Consider the following 22,448-nt stretch of genomic DNA (forward strand, 5'->3'; position numbering starts at 1 on the left):
TTAGACACAATTATTCAAAGAAAAAACCCCAGCCCAACAATACTAGACGTAATGACCAGTAAAGCAGCAAAAGCAATTGGAAGAATGTCTCGCACAAACTGTCCTTCCTGTCCAGACTGGTTAGTGATAGAGGCCGCTAAAGCGATTCTCGATGGAGATGCCATGGTCATGTTCGATGCGGAGACGTTTTGTGCGGTGGCATATAATAGTGCGGGACTATGTAATTGCTCAGCCATCGTGCTTTGAAAATGGGAAAACATGGCGTTAGCCGCGCTGTTGCTGCCGCTCATAAATCCGCTGATCGCACCGATGAGCGGAGAAGCGATGATAAACCACGAGCCTACTAGTGCAGCAATATGTGCGGCCAGGAAATTCGTCATTCCCGATCCTTCCATCACGCTCGACATCGCGATAAAACCCGTTGTTGCTATTACGGCGGGATATACTTGTTTGATGGTTTTTCCTGCACAGGTTTTTAGTTGAACGCTGGTCAGCCGATATAGCCATATCGCTGTCAGCGAAGCAAGGAACAGGGCAAAACCTGGGCTATACAACAGCTCCAACCGAAAATGATATTCCGGCCATTGAATAACGAGGATGCTTGTAACGATTCTCTTACATGCAGCAGAGAAATGAGAAACGAATATATATATTGTTAAAACGGCATATGGTACCATTGCCTTCCAAAAGTTTCCCCTCCCAATAACTACATGCACCGCAGCGGCCTTTCTCCTCTTTTGGCTGATCAACGCCTTTAGTTTCCAATAGACAATGAGCAAAAAAGCGGCAGCTCCTCCCGCCAATACGCCCGCCAGTTCGGTAGATATATACACGCTGGAAGCCCATGTCACAAATGACAACACGAACGAAACGACAATAATGGAATCAAAATATTGTCTTATCGCCTTTTTGCCGCCGCTAATGGCCACAATAACAACCGCATAAAAAAGAAATAGCGGCGCACTTGCCATCGCGCTATACTCCCCCAATTGATGTAAAGGAACTCCGGACAACTCTGCATTAATGACCGTACCGATGGCAAGCGCTCCCCACGGCACGGCCGACTGCGTCAATAATGATAACATCATTGTCTTCTTCGCTGAAAATCCTAGCGAAAGATATAATGGGGCAGCGATCACCACAGCGATGCCAAAGCCGCTGACCGCTTCTAGAAAAGGACCTAAAGCGGCAGAAATAAGCAGCCCCTGTTCTGCTTTTGAGCGGCAAAAGCGTGATAAACCGTAAGACATCCTATCCATTGCCCCGCTTTCATTCAGCAAGTTGTATAAAAGCAGCCCAAACACTAATACATAAATAACCGTACCGGACAACAATATGCCGCGAATAGAGGAATGAAGCAAATCCTGCACCGATGCATCAAAAGAAAAAAAAGCCAATACGAAAGCCAATCCATACGAACAGACAGCGGTGTACATCGCCGGCATTTTCAGCCAAACCAAGCAAATAAGAGCGAATAAAATCGGTAACCCTGCTAATAAGAAATGAATCACATCATGCATGGAACATTCCCCCCTCCCCTTTTATCCACTATAGTGGATATATATATTATTCTCTACAGAAAAACTGTAAGTCAAGACAAAATTTCCACTATAGTGTAATATATAATGAGAGGTGAAAGACAGTCATGAATTTTGGAAAAAACGTGCGAGAAGCGAGAAAGCGTAAATCTCTTTCACTCCAGGCATTATCGGAGCGCTGCGGGGTTAGCCGTTCGATGTTATCGCAAATCGAGAGAGGAGAAAAAAATCCAACGATTCAAGTAGCTTGCCAGATCGCTGAAGGGTTAGATATGACTCTTTCACAATTATTAGGGGAAGATGAGCAAAGCGAAGTCATTATCATTAGAAAAGATGAACGATATGTATATAAAGACGAACGGAGCGGCTTTGAGCGGCATCTTTTATCCCCTTCTTTTCCATCAAAAGGAATTGAGTTTGTTTTCAATCGGATTCCGCCAAAACAAGAGTCCGGTATTTTTCCAAAGCATAAAAAAGGAGTAAAAGAGTATATATCTGTAGCTAAAGGTAAGTTAAGAGTCGTGCTCGGAACCCAGTCATATGACCTCGAAGAAGGAGATTCGATGTACTACGAAGCTGATATGGAACATCGTTTCATCAATATCGGGGAGAATGAATGCCACTACTACCTAGTCATTGATTCCAATCATATACGTTCACTATAGTGAACAACACTACTTTTTAAGCATTATGCTTTTTTCTATTGAGGATAGAATATTTTCTTGAAAACGATTCCATTATATTGAATATTTTCAGAAAATGCTTTACATTATATATTAACTATATCGTTGAAGCGTTTGACTACAACTTCATAACGAATTTCTTATCAAGAGAGGGGGAGGGACTGGCCCGGTGAACCCTCAGCAACCTGGCGGAAGTCAAGGTGCTAAATCCAGACAGGCGAAAGCGCCTGGAAGATAAGAAGAGACGATACATAAAAAGTCTTCTTCTTATAGAAGGCTTTTTTCTTTTACTATCTTCATAGAACGGGGGAATGAGCGTGGGGCTTTTGCAAGATTTAAAAGAACGCATCCTCATCGCCGATGGCGCGATGGGAACGCTATTATACTCGCACGGCGTCGACCGATGTTTTGAAGAACTAAATTTATCAAAACCGGAAGACATCATTCACATTCATGAAGCATATATCGCCGCGGGCGCAGAAGTAATCCAAACGAATACATATGGCGCCAACTATGTCAAACTTGCCCGCTACGGATTGGAAGATGAAGTGCCATCCATTAACCGCGCGGCAGTAAGGCTCGCCAAAAAGGCGGCGGGAAATAAAGCCTATGTGCTTGGAACGATCGGCGGATTACGGAGCATCAATAAAAGCGCCGTTTCCATCGAAGAGGTAAAGCGGACGTTTCGCGAGCAATTGTTTGTGCTTTTAAATGAGGACATCGACGGCTTGTTGCTCGAGACGTATTACGATTTAGAAGAATTAGAGACGGTTCTTGCAATCGCGCGCAAAGAAACGGATAAGCCGATTATCGCGCACGTCTCCCTCCACGAAGTTGGCGTCTTGCAAGACGGCACTCCCCTTTCTGAAGCGTTGGCGCGCTTGGAGCAGTTGGGAGCCGATGTCATCGGTCTAAATTGCCGTCTCGGTCCATATCATATGATTCGTTCGCTCGAGGAAGTGCCGCTGCCGAAAAAAGCGTTTCTTTCCGCGTATCCGAACGCAAGCTTGCCGGATTATCGCGACGGACGGCTTATCTATGAAACAAACACCGATTATTTTAAAGAAACAGCGCTTGCCTTCCGTGAGCAAGGCGTGCGCCTGATTGGAGGGTGCTGCGGCACGACGCCGAAACATATCGAAGCGATAGCAAATGCCTTAACCGATCGGACACCAATTACAGAAAAAGTCGTTAAACAACGTCATGTTCCGATTTCTATCCAAACAAACGAACCAAATGCCGTACCGCCGCTGCAAGATATCGTACGTAAGCGGCGCTCGGTGATCGTCGAGCTTGACCCGCCGAAAAAATTAGGGATCGCGAAATTTTTAGAAGGCGCCAAAGCGCTGAAAGAAGCGAACATTGATGCGTTGACATTGGCTGATAACTCGCTGGCAACTCCACGAATCAGCAACATGGCGCTCGGCTCCATCGTCAAAGAGCAGCTCGGCATCCGTCCGCTTATTCATATTACCTGCCGCGACCGCAATTTAATCGGCTTGCAGTCGCACCTCATGGGCTTGCATACGCTCGGCATCACCGATGTGCTCGCCATTACCGGAGACCCATCGAAAATCGGCGATTTTCCTGGTGCGACATCCGTTTATGATTTATCGTCCTTTGATTTAATCCGGCTCATTCGCCAATTTAACGAAGGGCTTTCGTATTCCGGAAAACCGCTCGGGCAAAAAACAAACTTCTCGATTGCCGCGGCCTTTAACCCGAACGTCCGCCATTTAGATAAGGCTGTAGAGCGTCTGGAGAAAAAAATTCAATGCGGCGCCCATTATTTTATCACCCAGCCGCTTTATTCCGAGCGGCAAATCGAAGAGGTGTATGAAGCGACGAAGCATCTTGAGACGCCGATTTACATTGGCATTATGCCGCTAGTGAGCGCGCGCAACGCCGATTTCCTTCACCATGAAGTGCCGGGAATTACGCTTTCTGATGAAATCCGCTCCCGCATGGCGGCATGCGCGAACGACCCAGTTCAATCGGCGCGCGAAGGAATCGCGATTGCCAAATCGCTCATTGACGCCGCTTTTGACTTATTTAACGGCATCTACTTAATTACGCCGTTTTTGCGCTATGAAATGACCGTCGAACTCGTTCGCTACATTCATGAAAAAGAACAAGCCGCGCAAGAAAGGAAGATACTCCATGGATAACATCACATTGCAGCAACAGCTCGAAAAAAAAATATTAATTATTGACGGCGCAATGGGAACGATGATTCAAAGCGCGAAGCTCTCAGCCGATGATTTCGGCGGAGAAGCATACGAAGGATGCAACGAATATTTGACGCTCACCGCTCCGCATGTGATCGAGCGCATTCATGAAGCATATTTGCAGGCGGGAGCGGATATTATCGAAACAAACACGTTCGGTGCGACAAACGTTGTATTAGATGAATATCATCTTGGCCATTTAGCGCTAGAGTTAAATATCGAATCCGCCAAGCTTGCGCGCAAAGCAGCCGACGCCTACTCTACTCCCGAATGGCCGCGCTTTGTCGCCGGTTCAATGGGACCGACGACAAAAACGCTATCCGTTACAGGAGGCATTACGTTCGAACAATTAGTTGCTGCTTACGAAGAACAAGCGCGAGGACTATTGCTTGGCGGCGTCGACTTGCTTTTATTGGAAACATGCCAAGACACCTTAAACGTCAAAGCCGGCTTTATCGGCATTTCCAAGGCGTTTGAAGCGGTCGGAAAAAAAGTGCCGATTATGATTTCCGGAACGATTGAACCAATGGGAACAACATTAGCAGGACAAACGATTGAATCGTTTTTCATCTCCGTACAGCATATGAAGCCGTTCGCGGTCGGATTAAACTGCGCGACCGGCCCCGAGTTTATGACCGACCATTTGCGCACGCTTGCTTCCTTGGCGAACACTGCTGTAAGCTGCTATCCGAACGCCGGGCTTCCGGATGAAGAAGGCTGCTATCACGAGACACCGGAGATGTTAGCGAAAAAAATCCAACGATTCGCTGAAAAAGGATGGATTAACATCGTCGGCGGTTGCTGCGGAACAACTCCGGAACATATTCGCGCCATCGCCGAAGCGGTCCAAGACATTCCACCGCGGCCGATTCCGAAATCTTTTGACGTTCATGCCGTTTCCGGCATCGATCCGCTTATTTACGATGAAACAATGCGTCCGCTGTTTGTCGGTGAGCGGACAAACGTAATCGGTTCGCGCAAATTTAAACGGCTTATCGCTGAAGGAAAATATGAAGAAGCGGCGGAAATTGCCCGCGCGCAAGTAAAAAACGGCGCGCATGTCATTGATATTTGCTTGGCCGACCCGGACCGCAATGAACAAGAAGATATGGAAAAGTTTATCCAACAAGTCGTAAAAAAAGTAAAAGTGCCGCTTGTCATTGATTCAACCGATGAACGCGTTATTGAACGTGCTCTCACCTATTCGCAAGGGAAAGCAATCATTAACTCGATTAATTTGGAAGACGGAGAAGAACGGTTTGAAAAAGTCGTTCCTCTCCTTCACAAATACGGCGCTGCCGTCGTTGTCGGAACGATTGATGAACAAGGAATGGCGATTCATGCTGAGCGGAAGCTGGAAATCGCCTTGCGTTCGTATGACTTGCTTGTCAACAAATATGGGATTTCCCCGCGTGACATTATTTTTGACCCGCTTGTGTTCCCGGTCGGCACCGGCGATGAACAATATATTGGCGCGGCCAAGGAAACGATCGAAGGCATCCGTCTCATTAAAGAACGGCTTCCGCAATGTTTAACAATACTCGGCATCAGCAATGTCTCATTCGGGCTTCCGCCGGTCGGACGGGAAATTTTAAACTCCGTCTTTTTGTACCATTGCACGCAAGCCGGGCTCGATTACGCGATCGTCAACACAGAAAAATTGGAGCGATTCGCTTCGATTCCGGAAGAAGAAGTGCGGTTAGCCGAAGAACTACTGTTTAACACGAACGATGAAACGTTAAACACGTTTATCCAATTTTATCGAGACAAAACAAAAGAGCAGAAAAAAGCGAAAACAGAGCTTAGCCTTGAAGAGCGGCTCGCGGGCTATGTCGTCGAAGGCACGAAGGAAGGATTGTTCGCCGATTTAGAACAGGCACTGCAAGTTTATCCTGACCCGCTTGACATCATTAACGGACCGCTGATGGCGGGGATGGATGAAGTCGGACGGCTGTTTAATAACAATCAACTCATTGTCGCCGAAGTATTGCAAAGTGCTGAAGTCATGAAAGCAGCGGTCGCCTTTTTAGAACCATATATGAAGAAAAAGGAAAACAGCACAAAAGGGAAAGTGCTTCTCGCCACTGTCAAAGGCGATGTGCATGACATTGGCAAAAACTTGGTCGACATCATTTTAAGCAACAACGGCTTTCATGTCATTGACCTAGGCATTAAAGTGGCTCCGCAAAAGCTGATCGAAGCCGTTCAGTCGGAAAGACCAGATATTATCGGCTTATCCGGCCTTCTTGTCAAATCTGCCCAGCAAATGGTCGTCACCGCGCAAGATTTGCGGCAAGCTGGCATCTCAATTCCAATTTTAGTCGGCGGTGCGGCATTGTCGCGTAAATTCACGGAAAACAAAATCGCTCCAGAATATGACGGAATCGTATTATACGCAAAAGACGCCATGGAAGGACTGGCGCTGGCAAACCAATTGCAGCACAACGAAATCGAATATACAAAAATAAAAAAGCAAGAAACGGAAACAGAAAAAAAGGCGCTAACGGCTATTGCGACAAAATCAAATGTCTCGGCCGACGTTCCCGTGTTTGTGCCAACAGATTTAGAACGCCATATATTGAAAGATATTTCGCTTTCACATATTATTCCATACGTCAACTGGCAAATGGTATTAGGACATCACCTTGGGTTAAAAGGAAAAGTGAAACGGCTGCTTGAGGAAAAAGATGAAAAAGCGCTTATGTTAAAGCAAGTCGTCGATGACCTGCTTGACGAGGCCCAACGCAACAACTGGATTACGCCAGCGGCGGTATATCAATTTTTCCCGGCGCAAAGCGAAGGAAACCGGATCTATATTTACTCGCCAAAAGACAAACGGACCATTATCGAAACATTTGAATTTCCAAGACAACCAAGAGCGCCATACCTTTGTTTAGCTGATTACTTGAAATCTACAGAAAGCGGGCAAATCGACTATGTGGGATTTTTCGCCGTCACCGCCGGAAAAGGCATTCGCGAACTTGCGCAACGATGGAAAGAAAGCGGCAAATTTTTAAAAAGCCATGCGATTCAAGCGCTGGCGCTCGAAATCGCCGAAGGATTAGCCGAGCTCATCCACCAAGTCATGCGAGACCGCTGGGGCTTTCCGGATGATCCGGATTTTACGATGGAAGAACGCTTTGCCGCCAAATACCAAGGGCAGCGCTACTCGTTCGGCTACCCTGCTTGCCCGAACTTGGAAGATCAAGAAAAGCTCTTCCGTCTATTGAACCCAGAAGAAATCGGCATCCATTTAACGGACGGATATATGATGGAGCCGGAAGCTTCTGTTTCCGCGATTGTCTTTGCCCATCCAGAAGCGCGCTATTTCAATGTTTTATAAAAAGCTGGCCCGATGTGGCCAGCTTTTTTTATGCCATTTTTATTCGATTCGTTTCAAAAACATCTATTCGTCAAAAAATGTTAAATATTTTCCTCCCATTGTCCCATACTAACGATGACAAAAATTCACAAGGAGGCATGGACAATGGTTACAAAACAACAAGCAACGCTGCCGCCGCAGCACCAAAACCGCCAGCCAGGTCTGCAAACAGAAATGACCCCGCAGCCTGTTTCCGTGAGTGAACAATACAAAGCAAGCGGGAAATTACATAATAAAGTCGCCATTATTAGCGGCGGCGACAGCGGCATCGGCCGGGCGGTCGCCATCCATTTCGCAAAAGAAGGTGCGGATGTAGCGATTATTTATTTAAACGAACAGGAAGATGCGGAAGAAACGAAGCGCCAAGTCGAACAGGAAGGAAGAAAATGCTTACTGATTGCTGGCGATGTCGGTGATGAACAGTTTTGCAAACAAGCGGTCAAACAAACCGTGGACCAATTTGGCAAACTAGATATCGTCGTCAACAACGCCGCGGAACAGCATCCGCAAAAAAGCTTGCTTAACATTACGTCGCAGCAGCTGGAAAAAACGTTCCGTACCAACGTCTTCGGCTACTTTTATTTGACGAAAGCGGCACTCCCCTACTTGCAAAAAGGAAGTTCGATTATTAATACCGCATCCATCACCGCCTACGAAGGCAACGAGCAACTAATTGATTATTCCGCGACGAAAGGAGCGATCGTTGCCTTTACGCGCTCATTAGCGAAATCGCTCATCCAGCAAGGCATCCGCGTCAACGGCGTCGCCCCAGGTCCGATTTGGACGCCGCTTATACCATCCACATTCACAAGCGATCAAGTCGCCGCTTTCGGCTCCAACACTCCGATGAAACGTCCAGGACAGCCGAGCGAAGTCGCCCCAAGTTATGTCTTTTTAGCAAGCGACGATGCGTCATATATTACAGGACAGATGATACACGTCAACGGCGGGAAAGTGGTGAATGGATAATTTTTATGAAAAAACTACTCTATATAGCTTGATGAAGAATTTAACTATTTTTCAATTAAAAAATTACTATTTTAGACAAATCTTTTCGACAGCTTTTTGAACTTGTTGTACTGCAGCTTTATACAAAAAGGCAGAATATTTTATGATATTTACGTACAGAATATCTTTATATTACAAAAGGATTTCTTTTTGAGCACATGGGAGGGAATAGTTATGAAAGCCGCTGTAGTTGAACAATTTAAGGAACCATTAAAAATAAAAGAAGTAGAAAAACCAACCATTTCATATGGAGAAGTATTAGTCCGCATCAAAGCATGCGGTGTTTGTCATACTGACTTGCATGCCGCTCATGGTGATTGGCCGGTAAAACCAAAACTTCCTTTAATCCCTGGTCATGAAGGAGTTGGGATTATCGAAGAAGTAGGTCCGGGCGTAACCCATTTAAAAGTGGGGGATCGCGTAGGTATTCCTTGGTTATATTCCGCTTGCGGCCACTGTGAATATTGTTTAAGCGGACAAGAGACATTATGTGAGCAACAAAAAAATGCAGGCTACTCAGTCGATGGTGGTTATGCAGAATATTGTAGAGCTGCTGCGGACTATGTTGTTAAAATTCCTGACAACTTATCGTTTGAAGAAGCCGCTCCAATTTTCTGCGCCGGAGTCACTACCTATAAAGCTTTAAAAGTAACAGGGGCAAAACCAGGAGAATGGGTAGCGATTTACGGTATCGGAGGCCTTGGCCACGTTGCCGTTCAATATGCGAAAGCGATGGGACTTAATGTCATTGCTGTTGATATCGGTGATGAAAAACTTGAACTTGCAAAAGAGCTTGGTGCGGATCTTGTTGTGAACCCTGCTAAAGAAGATGCGGCGCAATTTATGAAAGATAAAGTCGGCGGGGTTCACGCGGCAGTTGTAACAGCTGTATCTAAACCTGCTTTTAAATCTGCGTACAATTCTATCCGCAGAGGAGGAACGTGCGTTCTTGTCGGATTGCCGCCAGAAGAAATGCCTATTCCAATTTTTGATACCGTATTAAATGGAATTAAAATTGTCGGTTCTATTGTCGGCACGCGGAAAGACTTGCAAGAAGCGCTCCAATTCGCCGCGGAAGGAAAAGTGAAAACAATTATTGAAACACAACCTCTTGAAAAAATTAACGAAGTGTTTGACAGAATGCTAAAAGGACAAATTAACGGACGCGTAGTTTTAACGCTAGAATAAGACGGCAAGAGTGTTCTTGCCGTCTTTTTTCTTGCAGCGGCACTTTTTATATCGCCAAGCGAAATTCCTCCAACCGCCGGACAATCTCTTTTCCAATTTCAATCGAAGCAGTAGCGGCAGGTGATGGGGCATTTAAGACGTGAATCGAACGGCGGCCGTGGACAATATAAAAATCATCTACAAGCGTACCGTCTTCTTTTAATGCTTGCGCTCGCACTCCGGAAGGACCTGGAAGCAAATCATCCTCTTCAATATCCGGCATTAACTGTTGCACGTTTTTTACAAACTGTCTTTTGGAAAAAGATCTTACCATTTCTTCCACCCCCTCTTTCGCATAGCGGGAGGCAAGCTTCCAAAAACCCTTAAAAAACAGAACGTCTTTTGTATCCATGAAACTGAAATCCGTTTTTAAGTATCCTTCCCGTTTAAAACTTAAAACGGCATTAGGGCCAACATCGACCGTTCCATCTATCATTCTCGTAAAATGGACTCCTAAAAATGGGAAGTTCGGATTTGGCACTGGATAAATTAAGTTTTTTACCAAATATCTTTTCTCCGGCTTTAATTGATAATACTCCCCTCTAAACGGAACAATCCTTAAATCCGTTTGAATGTTGGCGAGTTTTGCTATGCGGTCGGAATAAAGCCCGGCGCAATTAATGTAAAAAGACGTTTTGATCGTATGCTGATTTGTATCGATGATCGCTTCATCGTTTTTTTCCGTAATCGATTCCACCTTGTGATCGAGGAGAATTTGCCCTCCCTTCTCTTGAATGATTTCCGCCATTTTCTCCGCTACTTTTTTGAAGTTTACAATCCCTGTTGCCGGAACATGTATCGCTTTTATTCCGTTTACATATGGCTCCAATTCATGCAACTCGCGCTCTTCGATCATCCGTATAGAAAGACCGTTTTCAATCCCTCGTTTATATAAATTTTCTAAAAGAACGAGTTCTTCTTCCTTATTTGCGACAATAACCTTACCGCACATTTCTGCGTCTATACCATGTTCGCGGCAAAAACGATACATTACTTCATTGCCTTTTTTCGCTAATTTCGCTTTATAGCTTCCTGGCCGGTAATAAATGCCGGAATGAATCACACCACTGTTATGCCCTGTTTGATGGGCGGCAACGCTCTTTTCCTTTTCCAAAACAGCAATTGTCGCATTTGGTTTCCAATTTAATATAGCCATCCCAACGGCAAGTCCGACAATTCCTCCGCCGATAATAACATAATCGTACATCAACAGCTCACACCCTTCCATATATTGCAACTTCATTTATTGAGTCTAGCGAATGAATATGGTTTCCTATCCTAAAATAAAATTTATAATAAGATAAGCAAAAAATCGAATAAAATATTCAGAAAATAAAAAAATCCATACTCATGATGCATCCATATCGTAAATTCGCCACATAAAAAATTAGTCTCCAATCACTTTTTAGCGATTGGAGACTAACTTTTCATTTTCGATAATAATCACACGAAAACCGCTTCACAATCCGATGCGGAATTATGATGCGTTTTACCGGTTCGTTGGGGTTGACGATTTTTTCGATTAAACTTTTTGTTGCTTCATAACCGATTATGTTACACCAAAAACTCAAGTAAAATCGGCCTCACCGACATTCCTCTCTCGCTTTCATTTTGTTTCGAAACGGGAGACTCTTCTTTCAGAGTTACATGAAAAAGTAAAATAGTATAAATAATAACCAATAGTATATTTTTTAACACTATGTAAAAATAAAGTGCGTACTTTTAAAGATAAATCATACATAGTATACTCATCAGTGTGTAAGAGATAAAAACACAAAAAATACTACTACTTATACGACCAACAATAAACTTTTATGAGGGGTGAAGAATTCATGGAATTACAATTAGCATTGGATCTCGTAAACATTCCAGAAGCGAAAAAGCTGGTAAAAGAAGTCGAGGAGTATGTTGATATTGTAGAAATCGGCACTCCAGTTATTATTAATGAAGGTCTTAGAGCCGTAAAGGAAATCAAACAAGAATTCCCTCACTTAAAAGTATTGGCAGACTTAAAAATCATGGATGCAGCCGCATATGAAGTCATGAAAGCATCCGAAGCTGGTGCTGACATTATCACTATACTTGGAGTTGCAGAAGATTTGTCCATCAAAGGTGCCGTGGAAGAAGCTAAAAAACAAGGCAAAAAAATCTTGGTGGACATGATCGGAGTGAAGAATTTGGAAGAACGAGCGAAAGAAGTAGATGAGTTTGGAGTCGACTATATTTGTGTACACACAGGTTATGATCTTCAGGCAGTCGGAAAAAACTCTCTTGAAGACCTTGCAACAATCAAACGTGTCGTGAAAAACGCAAAAACTGCGATCGCAGGCGGCATCAAATTAAACACATTGCCTGAAGTCATTAAAGCAAAACCTGATCTTATCATTGTAGGTGGCGGCATTACTGGTCAAGAAGATAAACGAGCTGTAGCCGCTGAAATGAAAAAAATGATCCAACAAGGTGAATGAAATTATGCAGACTACGCAATATTTAGGTAAAATCATAAAAGAGTTAAATCGGACAGCCGATTTCATCGCTGATGAAGAAGCTGAAAAATTGGTAAATGGGATTCTCGAATCAAAGAAAATTTTTGTAGCTGGCGCAGGCAGATCTGGATTTATGTCCAAATCTTTTGCGATGCGAATGATGCATATGGGGTTAGACGCCTATGTAGTAGGCGAAACCATAACCCCTAACCTAGAACAAGATGACATTTTGATCATCGGATCGGGTTCAGGGGAAACGAGAAGTTTAGTTTCCATGGCTGAAAAAGCAAAAAGCTTAGGTGCAACAATAGCCTTAGTGACCATTTTCCCTGAATCGACCATTGGACAATTAGCTGATATCATTGTCAAATTACCTGGCTCACCTAAAGACCAATCAGACAATGGATACAAAACCATACAGCCAATGGGATCACTATTTGAGCAAACCCTATTACTATTCTATGATGCTATCATATTAAGATGCATGGAGAAAAAAGGACTTGACTCCAATACCATGTTTAAAAGACATGCCAATCTTGAATAGAGTATAAGGGACTTTTGCTCAGAGAATCTTAAACCACTCAAAATCTTAAACTATTCAAACTGAATTTTCAACTTAAAAACACGGGGGAAAGGAAAAAAGACCGCAGAGCTTTCCTTAAGAAACGCTTTGCGGTCTTTTTTATGAACCAATTTTTGATCGGAAGATTGGATTCATGCTGATGCCAATCGGTGTGATCATATAGTATCAACCATCTCCAACAGTTTGACCATTACATTCTCTGCGTATACATGAGATCGCTCTCCCTCCATCAGCGGTACCTCGATTATCACCGCATTCCTAAAGGAGGTAATAAAATCGGTTATAGTTGGAGTGATCTTTTGTCAGAACTTTTTCAAAATCGATGATCACTCCTTTAAGTAGCTATGGAATAACACAACGAGAAAGGTTTAGAATGGAGATGATCATATCTTCATGTGTAAAGTTGTATCCATAAACATCTTATCTTTGAAGTAATACTTTTGGGAATAAGGATAGTAAAACATATTATGTTGTTAACAATAACCTACAACGTATACGCAGAAACTAAGGGACATTGTACAACATCAAGTACGAACTCACCTGTAAAAAGAAGGAGATCGTCCTGGGAATAACTTCTAGGATCTCTCTCCCAATTAGTCAGCGGAGATTAACCTTTCATCCAAGTACTTTAAAAAGTCTGTTGCCTGCTATAATACATCAGTAAAAGCCTGTGATAAGGTTCATTCATTAACCTTGAAGAACGCAGCTCCTCGTTGTGGGTGTCGAGAAACGGCGCCCGAACGCAAGCGCCCCCGGCGGCGGGAACACCCGCTACCGGGGGCGCGTAGCCTTTGGGGGCTATTCTTGCAGGGGGGCGCAGAACTCTTCGTCGTAGTAGAGGTCCTGCCCAAGCTCCACCCGGCCGAAAAAGAGGGGCTGAGGCTCCTCGACCAGCTCCAGGCGGTAGACGGTGCTGACGTAGAAGGGGATATCGGGTTCCTTAACCGGCACCGGTGCCATGCGCGCCCAGTCTAGGGCTACAATGTCCTCCAACAGGTAGTCCTGGAAGGCACCCAGCATGTCAGTGATGGCAAAGCCCATGTCGAGAATGCCCTGCTGGATCTGCCGCCACTTCCGCCAAGAGGCCTCCAGGTAAGAGAGACCAAAGTAGCCCGCGGCACCGGGCCCACGCAGCCCCTCTGTGCAGCGGCTCAGGAAGAGCAGGAGGCCCTTGACGGTGTCGACCGGGTCCGTGAAGAACACATCAAACTGGCCACGGAGGTGAGACGGCAGCCCATCCTGTGCGTCGTAGACCTCGGCGTGGACGTGGTCCCAACCACGGTCCCGGGCCACGTCACGGATGAAGCTGATTATGCGTTCGTCCACATCCAGGACGCAGATGCGCCGCGGCAACCCCGAGAGCGCGGCCGCAATGCCCGTGAGGTCGTCGTCGCCCAGTAGCAGAATATCGCGGCCCACCAAATCGCCTTGCTGGGCCATCAGAGCCAGTCGTCGCATGGTGGTCTCAGGCGTCACGTACCCCTGGTCAAAGTCGGGCGTCGCCTTGGGCCGCATGGCCACGATATCCTGGAAATCCGCAAGGACGCGATCGAAAGGCGGTCGCAGAACGATACCGCGCCCCGCGCAAGCCTCACAGCGTTGTTCGGCCACCCGTTCCAGGCTCAGAGTTTCCGCCTTTCGACGCCCCGCCTCGGTAATCACGAAGTGATCACCGTCGTAGACCACCATCTCTCCCTCCAGGAGCGACTGCAGTGCCTTCAGCACCTGGTGGGTCTGGGCTTTCCCTGCCCGCATCAGCTCCCAGTAGGATTTGGGACCGAAGTAGAGTGCACGAAGCAGAAGCGCGTCGATCCGACGAGTTTCCGCAGCAATACCGATTTTCGACATAGGTACCACTCCTTTCGCTCTAAGAGAGTAAAGACCATTCCGCCCCGGCATCCCTTCGTTTTCAGCGAAGGAAGCGACGAGAAAACATACGTAGCGGCGGTTCAAACGTTTTTTGGAACGTTTGTCAGTTGCTTCTTAGTGTGGGTCTAACGAGCATCCGGCTACATGTCTTCGTTTTCTTCGTGACCATCACGATTTCCATTCAGAAAAACGGCTTGCACCCGCTCTAAGTCGTTGCCAACGCTGATAAACACATTTCCCGAGTATGCCTCATCAAAGCGCACTCATTTTCCCTCCCCTGTGATTAACTCTTGCACGAACACGGGTAGCTGGAAAAGGGCTTTGTGCATTCTCGGATGATAATAGCGGGTATTGATTGGATTGAGCTTCGTTTCATCCACTTTCATTGGATCATACTTTTTCGAACCGATCGTAAAGCTCCACAAGCCGCTTGGATAGGTAGGAATGCTCGCAGTATATAGGCGCGTAATGGGAAAGAGCGAGGAGATATCCTTAAATACTTGGCGGATCAGATCGCGATTAAACCAAGGAGATTCTGTTTGTGCAACCATGATCCCGTCTTCTTTTAGTGCTTCAAAAACCGATTGATAAAACGGCTTTTGGAACAAGCCAACGGCTGGGCCTACTGGTTCTGTGGAATCCACTAAAATCACATCATATTTTCCTTTGTTTTCTTCAACATGTTTTATTCCGTCGGTTACCTCTATTTTGACGCGTGGATCCTCTAAAGCACCTGCGATTTTGGGGAAATAGGTTTTGGAAGCTTCTATCACTTTGCCGTCAATCTCTGCCAAAGTAGCTGTTTTTACCGAAGAATGTTTCAAAATTTCGCGGATGGCCCCTCCATCTCCACCGCCAACGACAAGCACATGTTCCGGATTAGGATGGGTATTCATCGCCACATGGGTAATCATTTCATGGTATACAAACTCATCGACATCGGTAGTCATTACCATGCCATCTAAAACAAGCATGTTGCCAAATTGGACTGTTTCAATTACATCAAGGGTTTGAAATTTCGTTTTTTCATGGTGTAAAGTGCGACGAATCTTGGTTGTGATTCCATGATCGGGAGTTTGTTTTTCTGTATACCAGAGTTCCATCTCCATCTGTAAAAGTCCTCTCTCCTTTATTCGAATTTTGATGTGTTATTTAAGATAAAGCATCCTTCATCTTTCATGTACCGAATAGCATTCTTGCTTCTTTCGATAGGGAAACGATAAAGGATGCCGCTAAATCTGGAAGAATTTTTTTAGGTTTCACGAGCATTACGTTTCTATAGGATTTAAATCGGTAATAGCGTTACGGTATCTTTCGCTTCCAGATTTTCAATCATTTCATACCAAGCCCTTGGCTTGTTCGATAAGACAGAATAATAACGTTTCAAAAACTTCACAACAAGATCCGCTGGAAGTTCATTCACGCTATCGTCCATCGGAAGAAAACAAAGATCGAGACCGGTTACGGCTTCTCCATCATTGTTCCAAGATGGATGGACATAAGGGAAGTCAAGCCGCTTATATCCCAAATGTGATAATACCTCACGACGAACATATGGATCCATCAGCTTAATCCCGCCAAATTCATAATGCTCTACCCGATAAGGATCATAAATTTCAGCGAACATGCCATATAACTGCTTTCCGTTTGCTGCGGCCCAGTTGTTCAAATCCTCTAACCGCTTTTTGGCTAAAAATCGACCAATCCCTAGTCCTGCTTGGCCGATAATGGTGAAATCTGTCATCGCGACATTTAAATCTTCATAATAGCGGTACTCTGTCGCACCTACTACCTCTCCTTCATAAACAGCAACACACACACGAATTCCCGGATCTTCCAGAGGCTCTTTCCACAAATCGAATGCTAATACTTCTTCAGGAGGAAATACATTTTGCATCAATTGGTGCATTTTTTTAAACAAAGGGTCTTCAATACTCGTAATTCTGCGATATTCCATCTTCATCATTCTCCTTGTTAAGATTTGGATCTATAAAAGGATTTTTCCATTCCATCAGTGCAGCATAATTGCACGATTCTTCATCCTCTAAATAGTTTGCCACCACTTTAACAGGTGTACGGCCACAGCGAAGCAGAAAGGTAATAACAGGATCCTTCAATTCTCCTTTTACTACAGCTTCGAGATATTGTTCCGCTGTCATCTTATGAGCTTTTTTATGATAGCCGGGCATTCTCCCTCCACCTAACAGCCGTTCTAATCCCAAATGAACAACTACTTCATACATGGATAACATCAGCCATTTTCCCAGCCCTAATTTGCGATAGGCAGGACGCACGCCAATATCAACAACATAGAGTGTATTCCCGTTTGGATTATGGTTACGGATATATCCATTATCCGTGATCTCTTCCCATGTATGGTCCGGATGGCTGGGATCAAAGTCAACAATAAGTCCCGTCATCGATCCCACAATTTCGCCATTCACCTCAACACATAAGGCACCCTCTGGAAATAGTGTAACATGGTTTTTCAGCTGTTCCGTATTCCACCATAATTCAGACGGGAATGGTGGAGGAAAACTTTCCTGTTGAATGCGGATTAAGCCAGGGAAGTCCTTTTCTTCATAATTTCGGATTACCGCTGGAACAGGACGATCTTGGTCAAAGACGTAAAACTCCTTTCGATACATTCTTCACCCTCCTTATAGAGCAGCTAGTCACATCTTATTTCCAATCCGGATAAAGATCCGTGCGTCGATCACGCCACGTGGTGACAGAACCGCTTTCGCGAACCTGATATAACAGCTCTAAATCGAGATCAGCGGTTACAATCATATCATGATTGATTTCTCCTTCTACCAAGATGCCGCGCGGAGGAAATGGGATATCGTTCGGTGTAATCACCGCCGCTTGCCCAAAATTTGCCCTCATGAAATCAACCGTAGGAAGGGAACCTACCGTACCAGTGGTGACGACATAAACTTGATTTTCGATTGCTCTCGCATGGCTGGTGTAACGGACACGATAAAATCCGTGACGATCATCGGTGCATGAAGGGCAGAAAATGACATCAGCCCCTTTCGCCTTTGCCATTCGAACGATTTCTGGAAATTCGATGTCATAGCAAGTCAACATCGCAATGGTTCCCTTGTCTGTTTCGAACACCTGCAAGCTTTCTCCAGGAGACATATTCCATTCCTTTACTTCCGTCGGAGTGATATGAAGCTTTGGCTGTTCGGCAACTCTTCCGTCTGGATAGAATAAATGAGCAACGTTGTATAATCGTCCGCCTTTACGGATGACATGGGTTCCTCCAATAATATGCATCTTTGTTTGCTTAGCCAAATTAATAAATAAAGACCGATATTGTTCTGTAAAATCAGGAAGATCTTGAATGGTCAAAGGTTGCCCTTGCTGGTTGCCAATAGACATTAGCTGGGTGGTGAAAAATTCCGGAAACAAGACAAAATCCGCTCCAAACTCTTCGGCTGTTTTAATATAATGTTCTACTTGTTTGGCAAATTCCTCAAACGATTGGATGGTATGAAGATGATATTGAACTGCTGAAACTCTCAGTTTCATAGTCTCCCCCTCTCTTGTTATCCATCTAGTAACGTTTCGCCCCAGTCAGTGGCGATACTGATATTATTAGACACATCATTCAATTTAACAAGTACACACTTTTGTGTTACATAGTGTGGAAAAGTATACTAAAAGAGGATAAACGAAAAAAAGGAGAATAAAAAAGAAGTCTGTAGAAACGATGAGGGATCTGATGATAGAGGTGATGCTTTGTGATCTGCAACCACGTACATACAAAAAAACCAACGGACAGTGGATCTTTCATAAAGATGGTTGTCCGTTGGTTTTTTAACGTCTAATATAAACTTATTGCTTTCTTCATCTCTATATCGATAAGTGTGCATTTTCTATGAAAATTGCCTGCCTGTAAAAGTATATTAATACGAGCAGGGAGTTTTCGAAGCTTTAAAGGAGGAAAGTTTTTTCTACTTGGCGGCCTCATTGATTTTTACTTGACCTTTGACAACAGTCTCCATATAGTTTCTGCCCCATTCATACATAGCATCAAGAATTGGCATCAGACTTTTTCCATGCTCGGTCAGTGAATATTCTACTTTTGGTGGAACAACAGGATAGACTTCGCGATGAACAATTTGATCTTCCTCCAGCTCTCGCAACTGGTTAACAAGCATTCTTTGGGTGATCCCCGGCATGAGAGCTTTTAGTTCACTAAACCGCTTCTTTCCCCCTTTTCCTAGATGCCATAAAATAAGCATTTTCCATTTACCGCCTATAACAGCGAGTGTTAATTCTTTTTCACAGTTATACGTCTTGCCACAAACGTGTCCCATCGTTTCACCTCCCATGTTTATTACAGCCCATGGTATACTCATTTTCACTTTATAATAATAAAACACATACTGTCAAATAAATGTTATACACATTTATTCACTCATAGCAGATGGCATTCATTTCTCTGGATGGTAAAGGTCTCTTCATGATACATTCCGTTCATTGTATCTGCATGCCTTTTATATCATTAGGTATATTTTTTTACACTATATTATTTTTTTATCACTACATGATAATAAAGTGCGTACTTCTCAATAAATTTTATACGCATTATACTAGCATCTGTAAACCAATTACGAGCACTGGAGGGAACAGCATGAATCGTTTTACTATTCCGCGCGATATTTATTTCGGAGAGAATGCTCTCGATGTTTTAAAAACGCTGGAAGGAACAAAAGCTGCCCTCGTCTTTGTTGAACTTTCATGAACGAAAAAATACAAGAACAAGACCTTCTTCCTGTTCACAAAAATACCAATTCTTGCAATGTAGTAAACCTTGTTACATCTGCTCTATCAGCTTTATTCTTTTTGAAAAATGTTTCAAAAAGACAGGGGGGATAACATTGGATTCGATGACCTTTGTCTTGTTTGGGGCAACAGGTGATTTAGCTAAACGAAAAATTTTCCCTGCATTATATAATTTATTTCTCGACCAAAAAATGCCTCAGTCGTTTTCCATTATTGGAGTAAGTAAAAGAGAATTATCCGATGATGAATTTCAAATATATGTGGAAAATTCGGTAAAAACCTTTTCCAGACGTTTGACAAATGACCGTTCCAAAATGGAAGAGTTTCTCCGTGCGTTTCGTTATACTTCTTTAGATGTAACGAATGCACAAGGGTATAAAAAGTTGCTCGAAATTGTTCAACAACGTGAAAAAGAATTGAATATTCCTGAAAACCGTATGTTTTACTTATCTGTTGCGCCAGAATTTTTTGATGTGATTACGTCAAACATCAAGGAAAGTGGATTAGGATCCACCAATGGTTGGAAACGTCTGATTATCGAAAAACCTTTTGGTCACGATATAAAATCGGCCCAAGATTTAAACGAAAAGTTAAGTCAAGCTTTCGAAGAAGAAGAAATTTATCGGGTGGATCATTACCTTGGAAAACCAATGGTCCAAAACCTTGAAGCTTTAAAGTTTGCCAACCCTGTGTTTCAAGCGATATGGAACAATCAATATATAGCCAATGTACAAATTACGGCAAGTGAGACGGTTGGAGTAGAACAAAGAGCAAGCTATTATGATCAGGCAGGAGCCATTCGCGATATGTTCCAAAATCATATGCTGCAATTGTTGATGATGACAGCCATGCACCTGCCAAAACAGATTAGCGCAAAAGACATCCGTAATGAGAAAAGAAAAATCATGGAATCTCTTCGACCAATACAGAAAGAAGAAGTAGGTTTACACGTCGTTCGTGGTCAATACGGTCCTGGAGAAATCCATGGTAAACCAGTTGTTGGATATAAAGAAGAACCTGAAATCGATGCTTCTTCAACAACGGAGACATTTGTTGCTGCTCGTTTGTGGATTGATGATGAAAATTGGAGCGGGGTACCATTCTATATCCGTACAGGTAAAAGAATGAAGGAAAAGTCCACACGTATTGTCATTGAATTTAAAAATCCATTAAAGGAATGGTACTTACCGAAAAATGAGAAAACAGCTCCTAATCTTTTGGTGATTCAAATCAATCCGAACGAAGGTGTTACGTTGCAATTCAATAGTAAAAATGTATTCAACAATGGAAAAATGGAACCTGTTCATATGCACTTTACGACTAATCAGAAAGAGGTACCCGAAGCCTATGAACTCTTAATTTTTGACGCTTTACATGGCGATTCGACTTTCTTTGCTCATTGGAAAGAAGTTGAACTATCTTGGAAATGGGTGCAACCTGTTTTAGAGGCATTTGAGGAAAATCTCCTTCCTCTTCATTCATATCGTTCAGGTTCGATGGGACCAGAAGCTTCTTATCAATTATTGAAAGAAGACGGATTTTATTGGCGGTAGGCAATCACTTTCAGAGCAAACTTGAAAACATAATTAAGTTGTCAATATGTGAAATAGGAAATGCATTATTCTACCAGCAAATCTTCTTTGATCAAGTTTTAGGAGGTAGTCAGCATGAGAGTCGGGTTAATCGGTTTAGGAAAAATGGGATTAAACTTAGGTAAAAATCTCATTGACCATAAGCACGAAGTAGTGGCGTTCGATGTAAATGCAAATGCGGTTGAAGAAATAAAAAAATACGGGGCTAAAGGCGTATCCAGTTTAAAGGAGCTCGTTCTATCATTAGAAAACCCAAGAATTCTTTGGATGATGGTTCCACACACAGTTGTTGATTCGGTGATTAGTGAGATTACACCATTTTTAAGCAAAGGAGACATCGTGATTGATGGTGGCAATTCTCACTATAAGGAATCGATTCGTCGTTATAACGAGCTAAAGGAGATTGGAATTCACTTTATGGATGCTGGAACCTCTGGTGGAGTAGAAGGTGCTCGTAACGGAGCGTGTTACATGGTTGGAGGGGATTCTGAAGCTTGGAACATTGTCGAGCCTCTTTTCCGAGATACCGCTGTCAAAAATGGGTATTTATATACAGGAAAAGCAGGTAGTGGCCACTTCTTAAAAATGGTCCACAATGGGATTGAATATGGAATGATGGCTGCCATTGGCGAAGGATTCGAAATATTAGAGAAAAGCGAATTCGATTATGACTATGAAAAAGTTGCAAGAGTGTGGAATAATGGTTCGGTTATTCGTTCATGGCTCATGGAATTAACAGAACGCGCATTTTCAAAAGATGCAAAATTAGAGGAAATCAAAGGAATTATGTATTCTTCCGGTGAAGGGAAATGGACAGTCGAAACGGCTTTAGATCTACAAACTGCCACTCCTGTCATCGCCATGTCCTTATTGATGCGGTATCGTTCATTAGAAAACGATACATTTACAGGCAAAGTGGTAGCAGCTCTACGCAACGAATTTGGCGGACATGCTGTAGAAAAAAATGAGAAGAAATAAACCGTTATAAGCATTTGAAGCATCTCCAGAAAAAACTTTTAAGGAAATAACATAAAATCCCCTTTCAGACGTAA

At 43.7% G+C, this 22,448-nt stretch carries 18 protein-coding genes, 1 pseudogene and 1 riboswitch; of the genes and pseudogenes, 9 read left to right on the forward strand and 10 right to left on the reverse strand.

All coding sequences use genetic code 11. The features are described from left to right. Nucleotides 1–14 precede the first annotated feature (14 nt). Nucleotides 15–1,520, reverse strand: coding sequence for an L-lactate permease (locus tag QSJ37_RS07605; protein ID WP_285754568.1), 1,506 nt, complete (start codon nt 1,518–1,520; stop codon nt 15–17). 125 nt (nt 1,521–1,645) lie between these two features. Here QSJ37_RS07605 and QSJ37_RS07610 point away from each other — a divergent pair, with 125 nt between their 5' ends. From QSJ37_RS07610 to adhP, 5 genes are all read left to right on the forward strand, one after another. Next, nucleotides 1,646–2,203, forward strand: coding sequence for a helix-turn-helix domain-containing protein (locus tag QSJ37_RS07610; protein WP_062677795.1), 558 nt, complete (start codon nt 1,646–1,648; stop codon nt 2,201–2,203). 155 nt (nt 2,204–2,358) lie between these two features. Then, nucleotides 2,359–2,462: riboswitch (SAM riboswitch) on the forward strand. 76 nt (nt 2,463–2,538) lie between these two features. Continuing rightward, nucleotides 2,539–4,389, forward strand: a complete 1,851-nt coding sequence (locus tag QSJ37_RS07615; RefSeq protein ID WP_285754569.1) for a bifunctional homocysteine S-methyltransferase/methylenetetrahydrofolate reductase — start codon at nt 2,539–2,541, stop codon at nt 4,387–4,389. Further along, nucleotides 4,382–7,792, forward strand: coding sequence for a methionine synthase (gene metH, locus QSJ37_RS07620; protein ID WP_285754570.1), 3,411 nt, complete (start codon nt 4,382–4,384; stop codon nt 7,790–7,792). Before QSJ37_RS07615 ends, metH begins: the two co-directional genes overlap by 8 nt. A gap of 144 nt (nt 7,793–7,936) precedes the next feature. Then, on the forward strand, nt 7,937–8,800 hold the full coding sequence (locus QSJ37_RS07625) for an SDR family oxidoreductase (RefSeq protein WP_285754571.1): 864 nt from the start codon (nt 7,937–7,939) through the stop codon (nt 8,798–8,800). A gap of 213 nt (nt 8,801–9,013) precedes the next feature. Beyond that, nucleotides 9,014–10,027, forward strand: a complete 1,014-nt coding sequence (gene adhP / locus QSJ37_RS07630) for an alcohol dehydrogenase AdhP (RefSeq protein ID WP_285754572.1) — start codon at nt 9,014–9,016, stop codon at nt 10,025–10,027. Between the two features lie 46 nt (nt 10,028–10,073). Here the strand turns inward: adhP and lhgO are convergent, their stop codons facing one another. Then, the gene (gene lhgO, locus QSJ37_RS07635) at nt 10,074–11,273 is read right to left on the reverse strand and encodes an L-2-hydroxyglutarate oxidase (protein ID WP_285754781.1); all 1,200 of its coding nucleotides are present in this window, start codon (nt 11,271–11,273) and stop codon (nt 10,074–10,076) included. 220 nt (nt 11,274–11,493) lie between these two features. Next, a pseudogene (locus tag QSJ37_RS07640) lies at nt 11,494–11,616 on the reverse strand (LacI family transcriptional regulator); the annotation flags it as partial. A gap of 282 nt (nt 11,617–11,898) precedes the next feature. On the opposite strand from QSJ37_RS07640, the gene hxlA reads away from it, so the two are divergent. Together hxlA and hxlB are read left to right on the forward strand one after the other, a co-directional pair. Beyond that, on the forward strand, nt 11,899–12,534 hold the full coding sequence (hxlA, locus tag QSJ37_RS07645) for a 3-hexulose-6-phosphate synthase (RefSeq protein ID WP_062753831.1): 636 nt from the start codon (nt 11,899–11,901) through the stop codon (nt 12,532–12,534). Between the two features lie 4 nt (nt 12,535–12,538). Then, nucleotides 12,539–13,096: a 6-phospho-3-hexuloisomerase gene (hxlB, locus tag QSJ37_RS07650; RefSeq protein WP_285754573.1), complete on the forward strand. Its 558-nt coding sequence runs from the start codon at nt 12,539–12,541 to the stop codon at nt 13,094–13,096. An 837-nt stretch (nt 13,097–13,933) separates the two neighbouring features. On the opposite strand, the gene QSJ37_RS07655 is transcribed toward hxlB, so the two are convergent. The 7 genes from QSJ37_RS07655 to hxlR form a co-directional block, all read right to left on the reverse strand. Beyond that, nucleotides 13,934–14,983 (reverse strand): bis-aminopropyl spermidine synthase family protein, encoded by a 1,050-nt coding sequence (locus QSJ37_RS07655; RefSeq protein WP_285754574.1) that lies wholly within the window; start codon nt 14,981–14,983, stop codon nt 13,934–13,936. A 161-nt stretch (nt 14,984–15,144) separates the two neighbouring features. Further along, on the reverse strand, nt 15,145–15,267 hold the full coding sequence (locus QSJ37_RS07660; RefSeq protein ID WP_285754575.1) for a hypothetical protein: 123 nt from the start codon (nt 15,265–15,267) through the stop codon (nt 15,145–15,147). Then, nucleotides 15,268–16,107 carry a polyamine aminopropyltransferase gene (gene speE / locus QSJ37_RS07665; RefSeq protein WP_285754782.1) on the reverse strand — a complete coding sequence of 280 codons (840 nt, stop codon included), beginning with the start codon at nt 16,105–16,107 and terminating at the stop codon, nt 15,268–15,270. It lies immediately after the preceding gene. Between the two features lie 182 nt (nt 16,108–16,289). Then, the gene (locus tag QSJ37_RS07670; protein WP_285754576.1) at nt 16,290–16,961 is read right to left on the reverse strand and encodes a GNAT family N-acetyltransferase; all 672 of its coding nucleotides are present in this window, start codon (nt 16,959–16,961) and stop codon (nt 16,290–16,292) included. Next, nucleotides 16,933–17,652: a GNAT family N-acetyltransferase gene (locus QSJ37_RS07675; RefSeq protein WP_285754577.1), complete on the reverse strand. Its 720-nt coding sequence runs from the start codon at nt 17,650–17,652 to the stop codon at nt 16,933–16,935. Before QSJ37_RS07675 ends, QSJ37_RS07670 begins: the two co-directional genes overlap by 29 nt. Nucleotides 17,653–17,686: 34 nt before the next feature. After that, nucleotides 17,687–18,544: a carbon-nitrogen hydrolase family protein gene (locus tag QSJ37_RS07680; protein WP_062753841.1), complete on the reverse strand. Its 858-nt coding sequence runs from the start codon at nt 18,542–18,544 to the stop codon at nt 17,687–17,689. 425 nt (nt 18,545–18,969) lie between these two features. Beyond that, nucleotides 18,970–19,335 (reverse strand): transcriptional activator HxlR, encoded by a 366-nt coding sequence (hxlR, locus tag QSJ37_RS07685; RefSeq protein ID WP_062677804.1) that lies wholly within the window; start codon nt 19,333–19,335, stop codon nt 18,970–18,972. 564 nt (nt 19,336–19,899) lie between these two features. On the opposite strand from hxlR, the gene zwf reads away from it, so the two are divergent. Then, nucleotides 19,900–21,357: a glucose-6-phosphate dehydrogenase gene (gene zwf, locus QSJ37_RS07690; protein ID WP_062753843.1), complete on the forward strand. Its 1,458-nt coding sequence runs from the start codon at nt 19,900–19,902 to the stop codon at nt 21,355–21,357. A 114-nt stretch (nt 21,358–21,471) separates the two neighbouring features. Beyond that, nucleotides 21,472–22,374, forward strand: coding sequence for a phosphogluconate dehydrogenase (NAD(+)-dependent, decarboxylating) (gene gnd, locus QSJ37_RS07695; RefSeq protein WP_285754578.1), 903 nt, complete (start codon nt 21,472–21,474; stop codon nt 22,372–22,374). Nucleotides 22,375–22,448: the final 74 nt, after the last annotated feature.

It is taken from the genome of Parageobacillus sp. G301, from assembly GCF_030268025.1.
Taxonomy (GTDB): Bacteria; Bacillota; Bacilli; order Bacillales; family Anoxybacillaceae; genus Parageobacillus_B; species Parageobacillus_B toebii.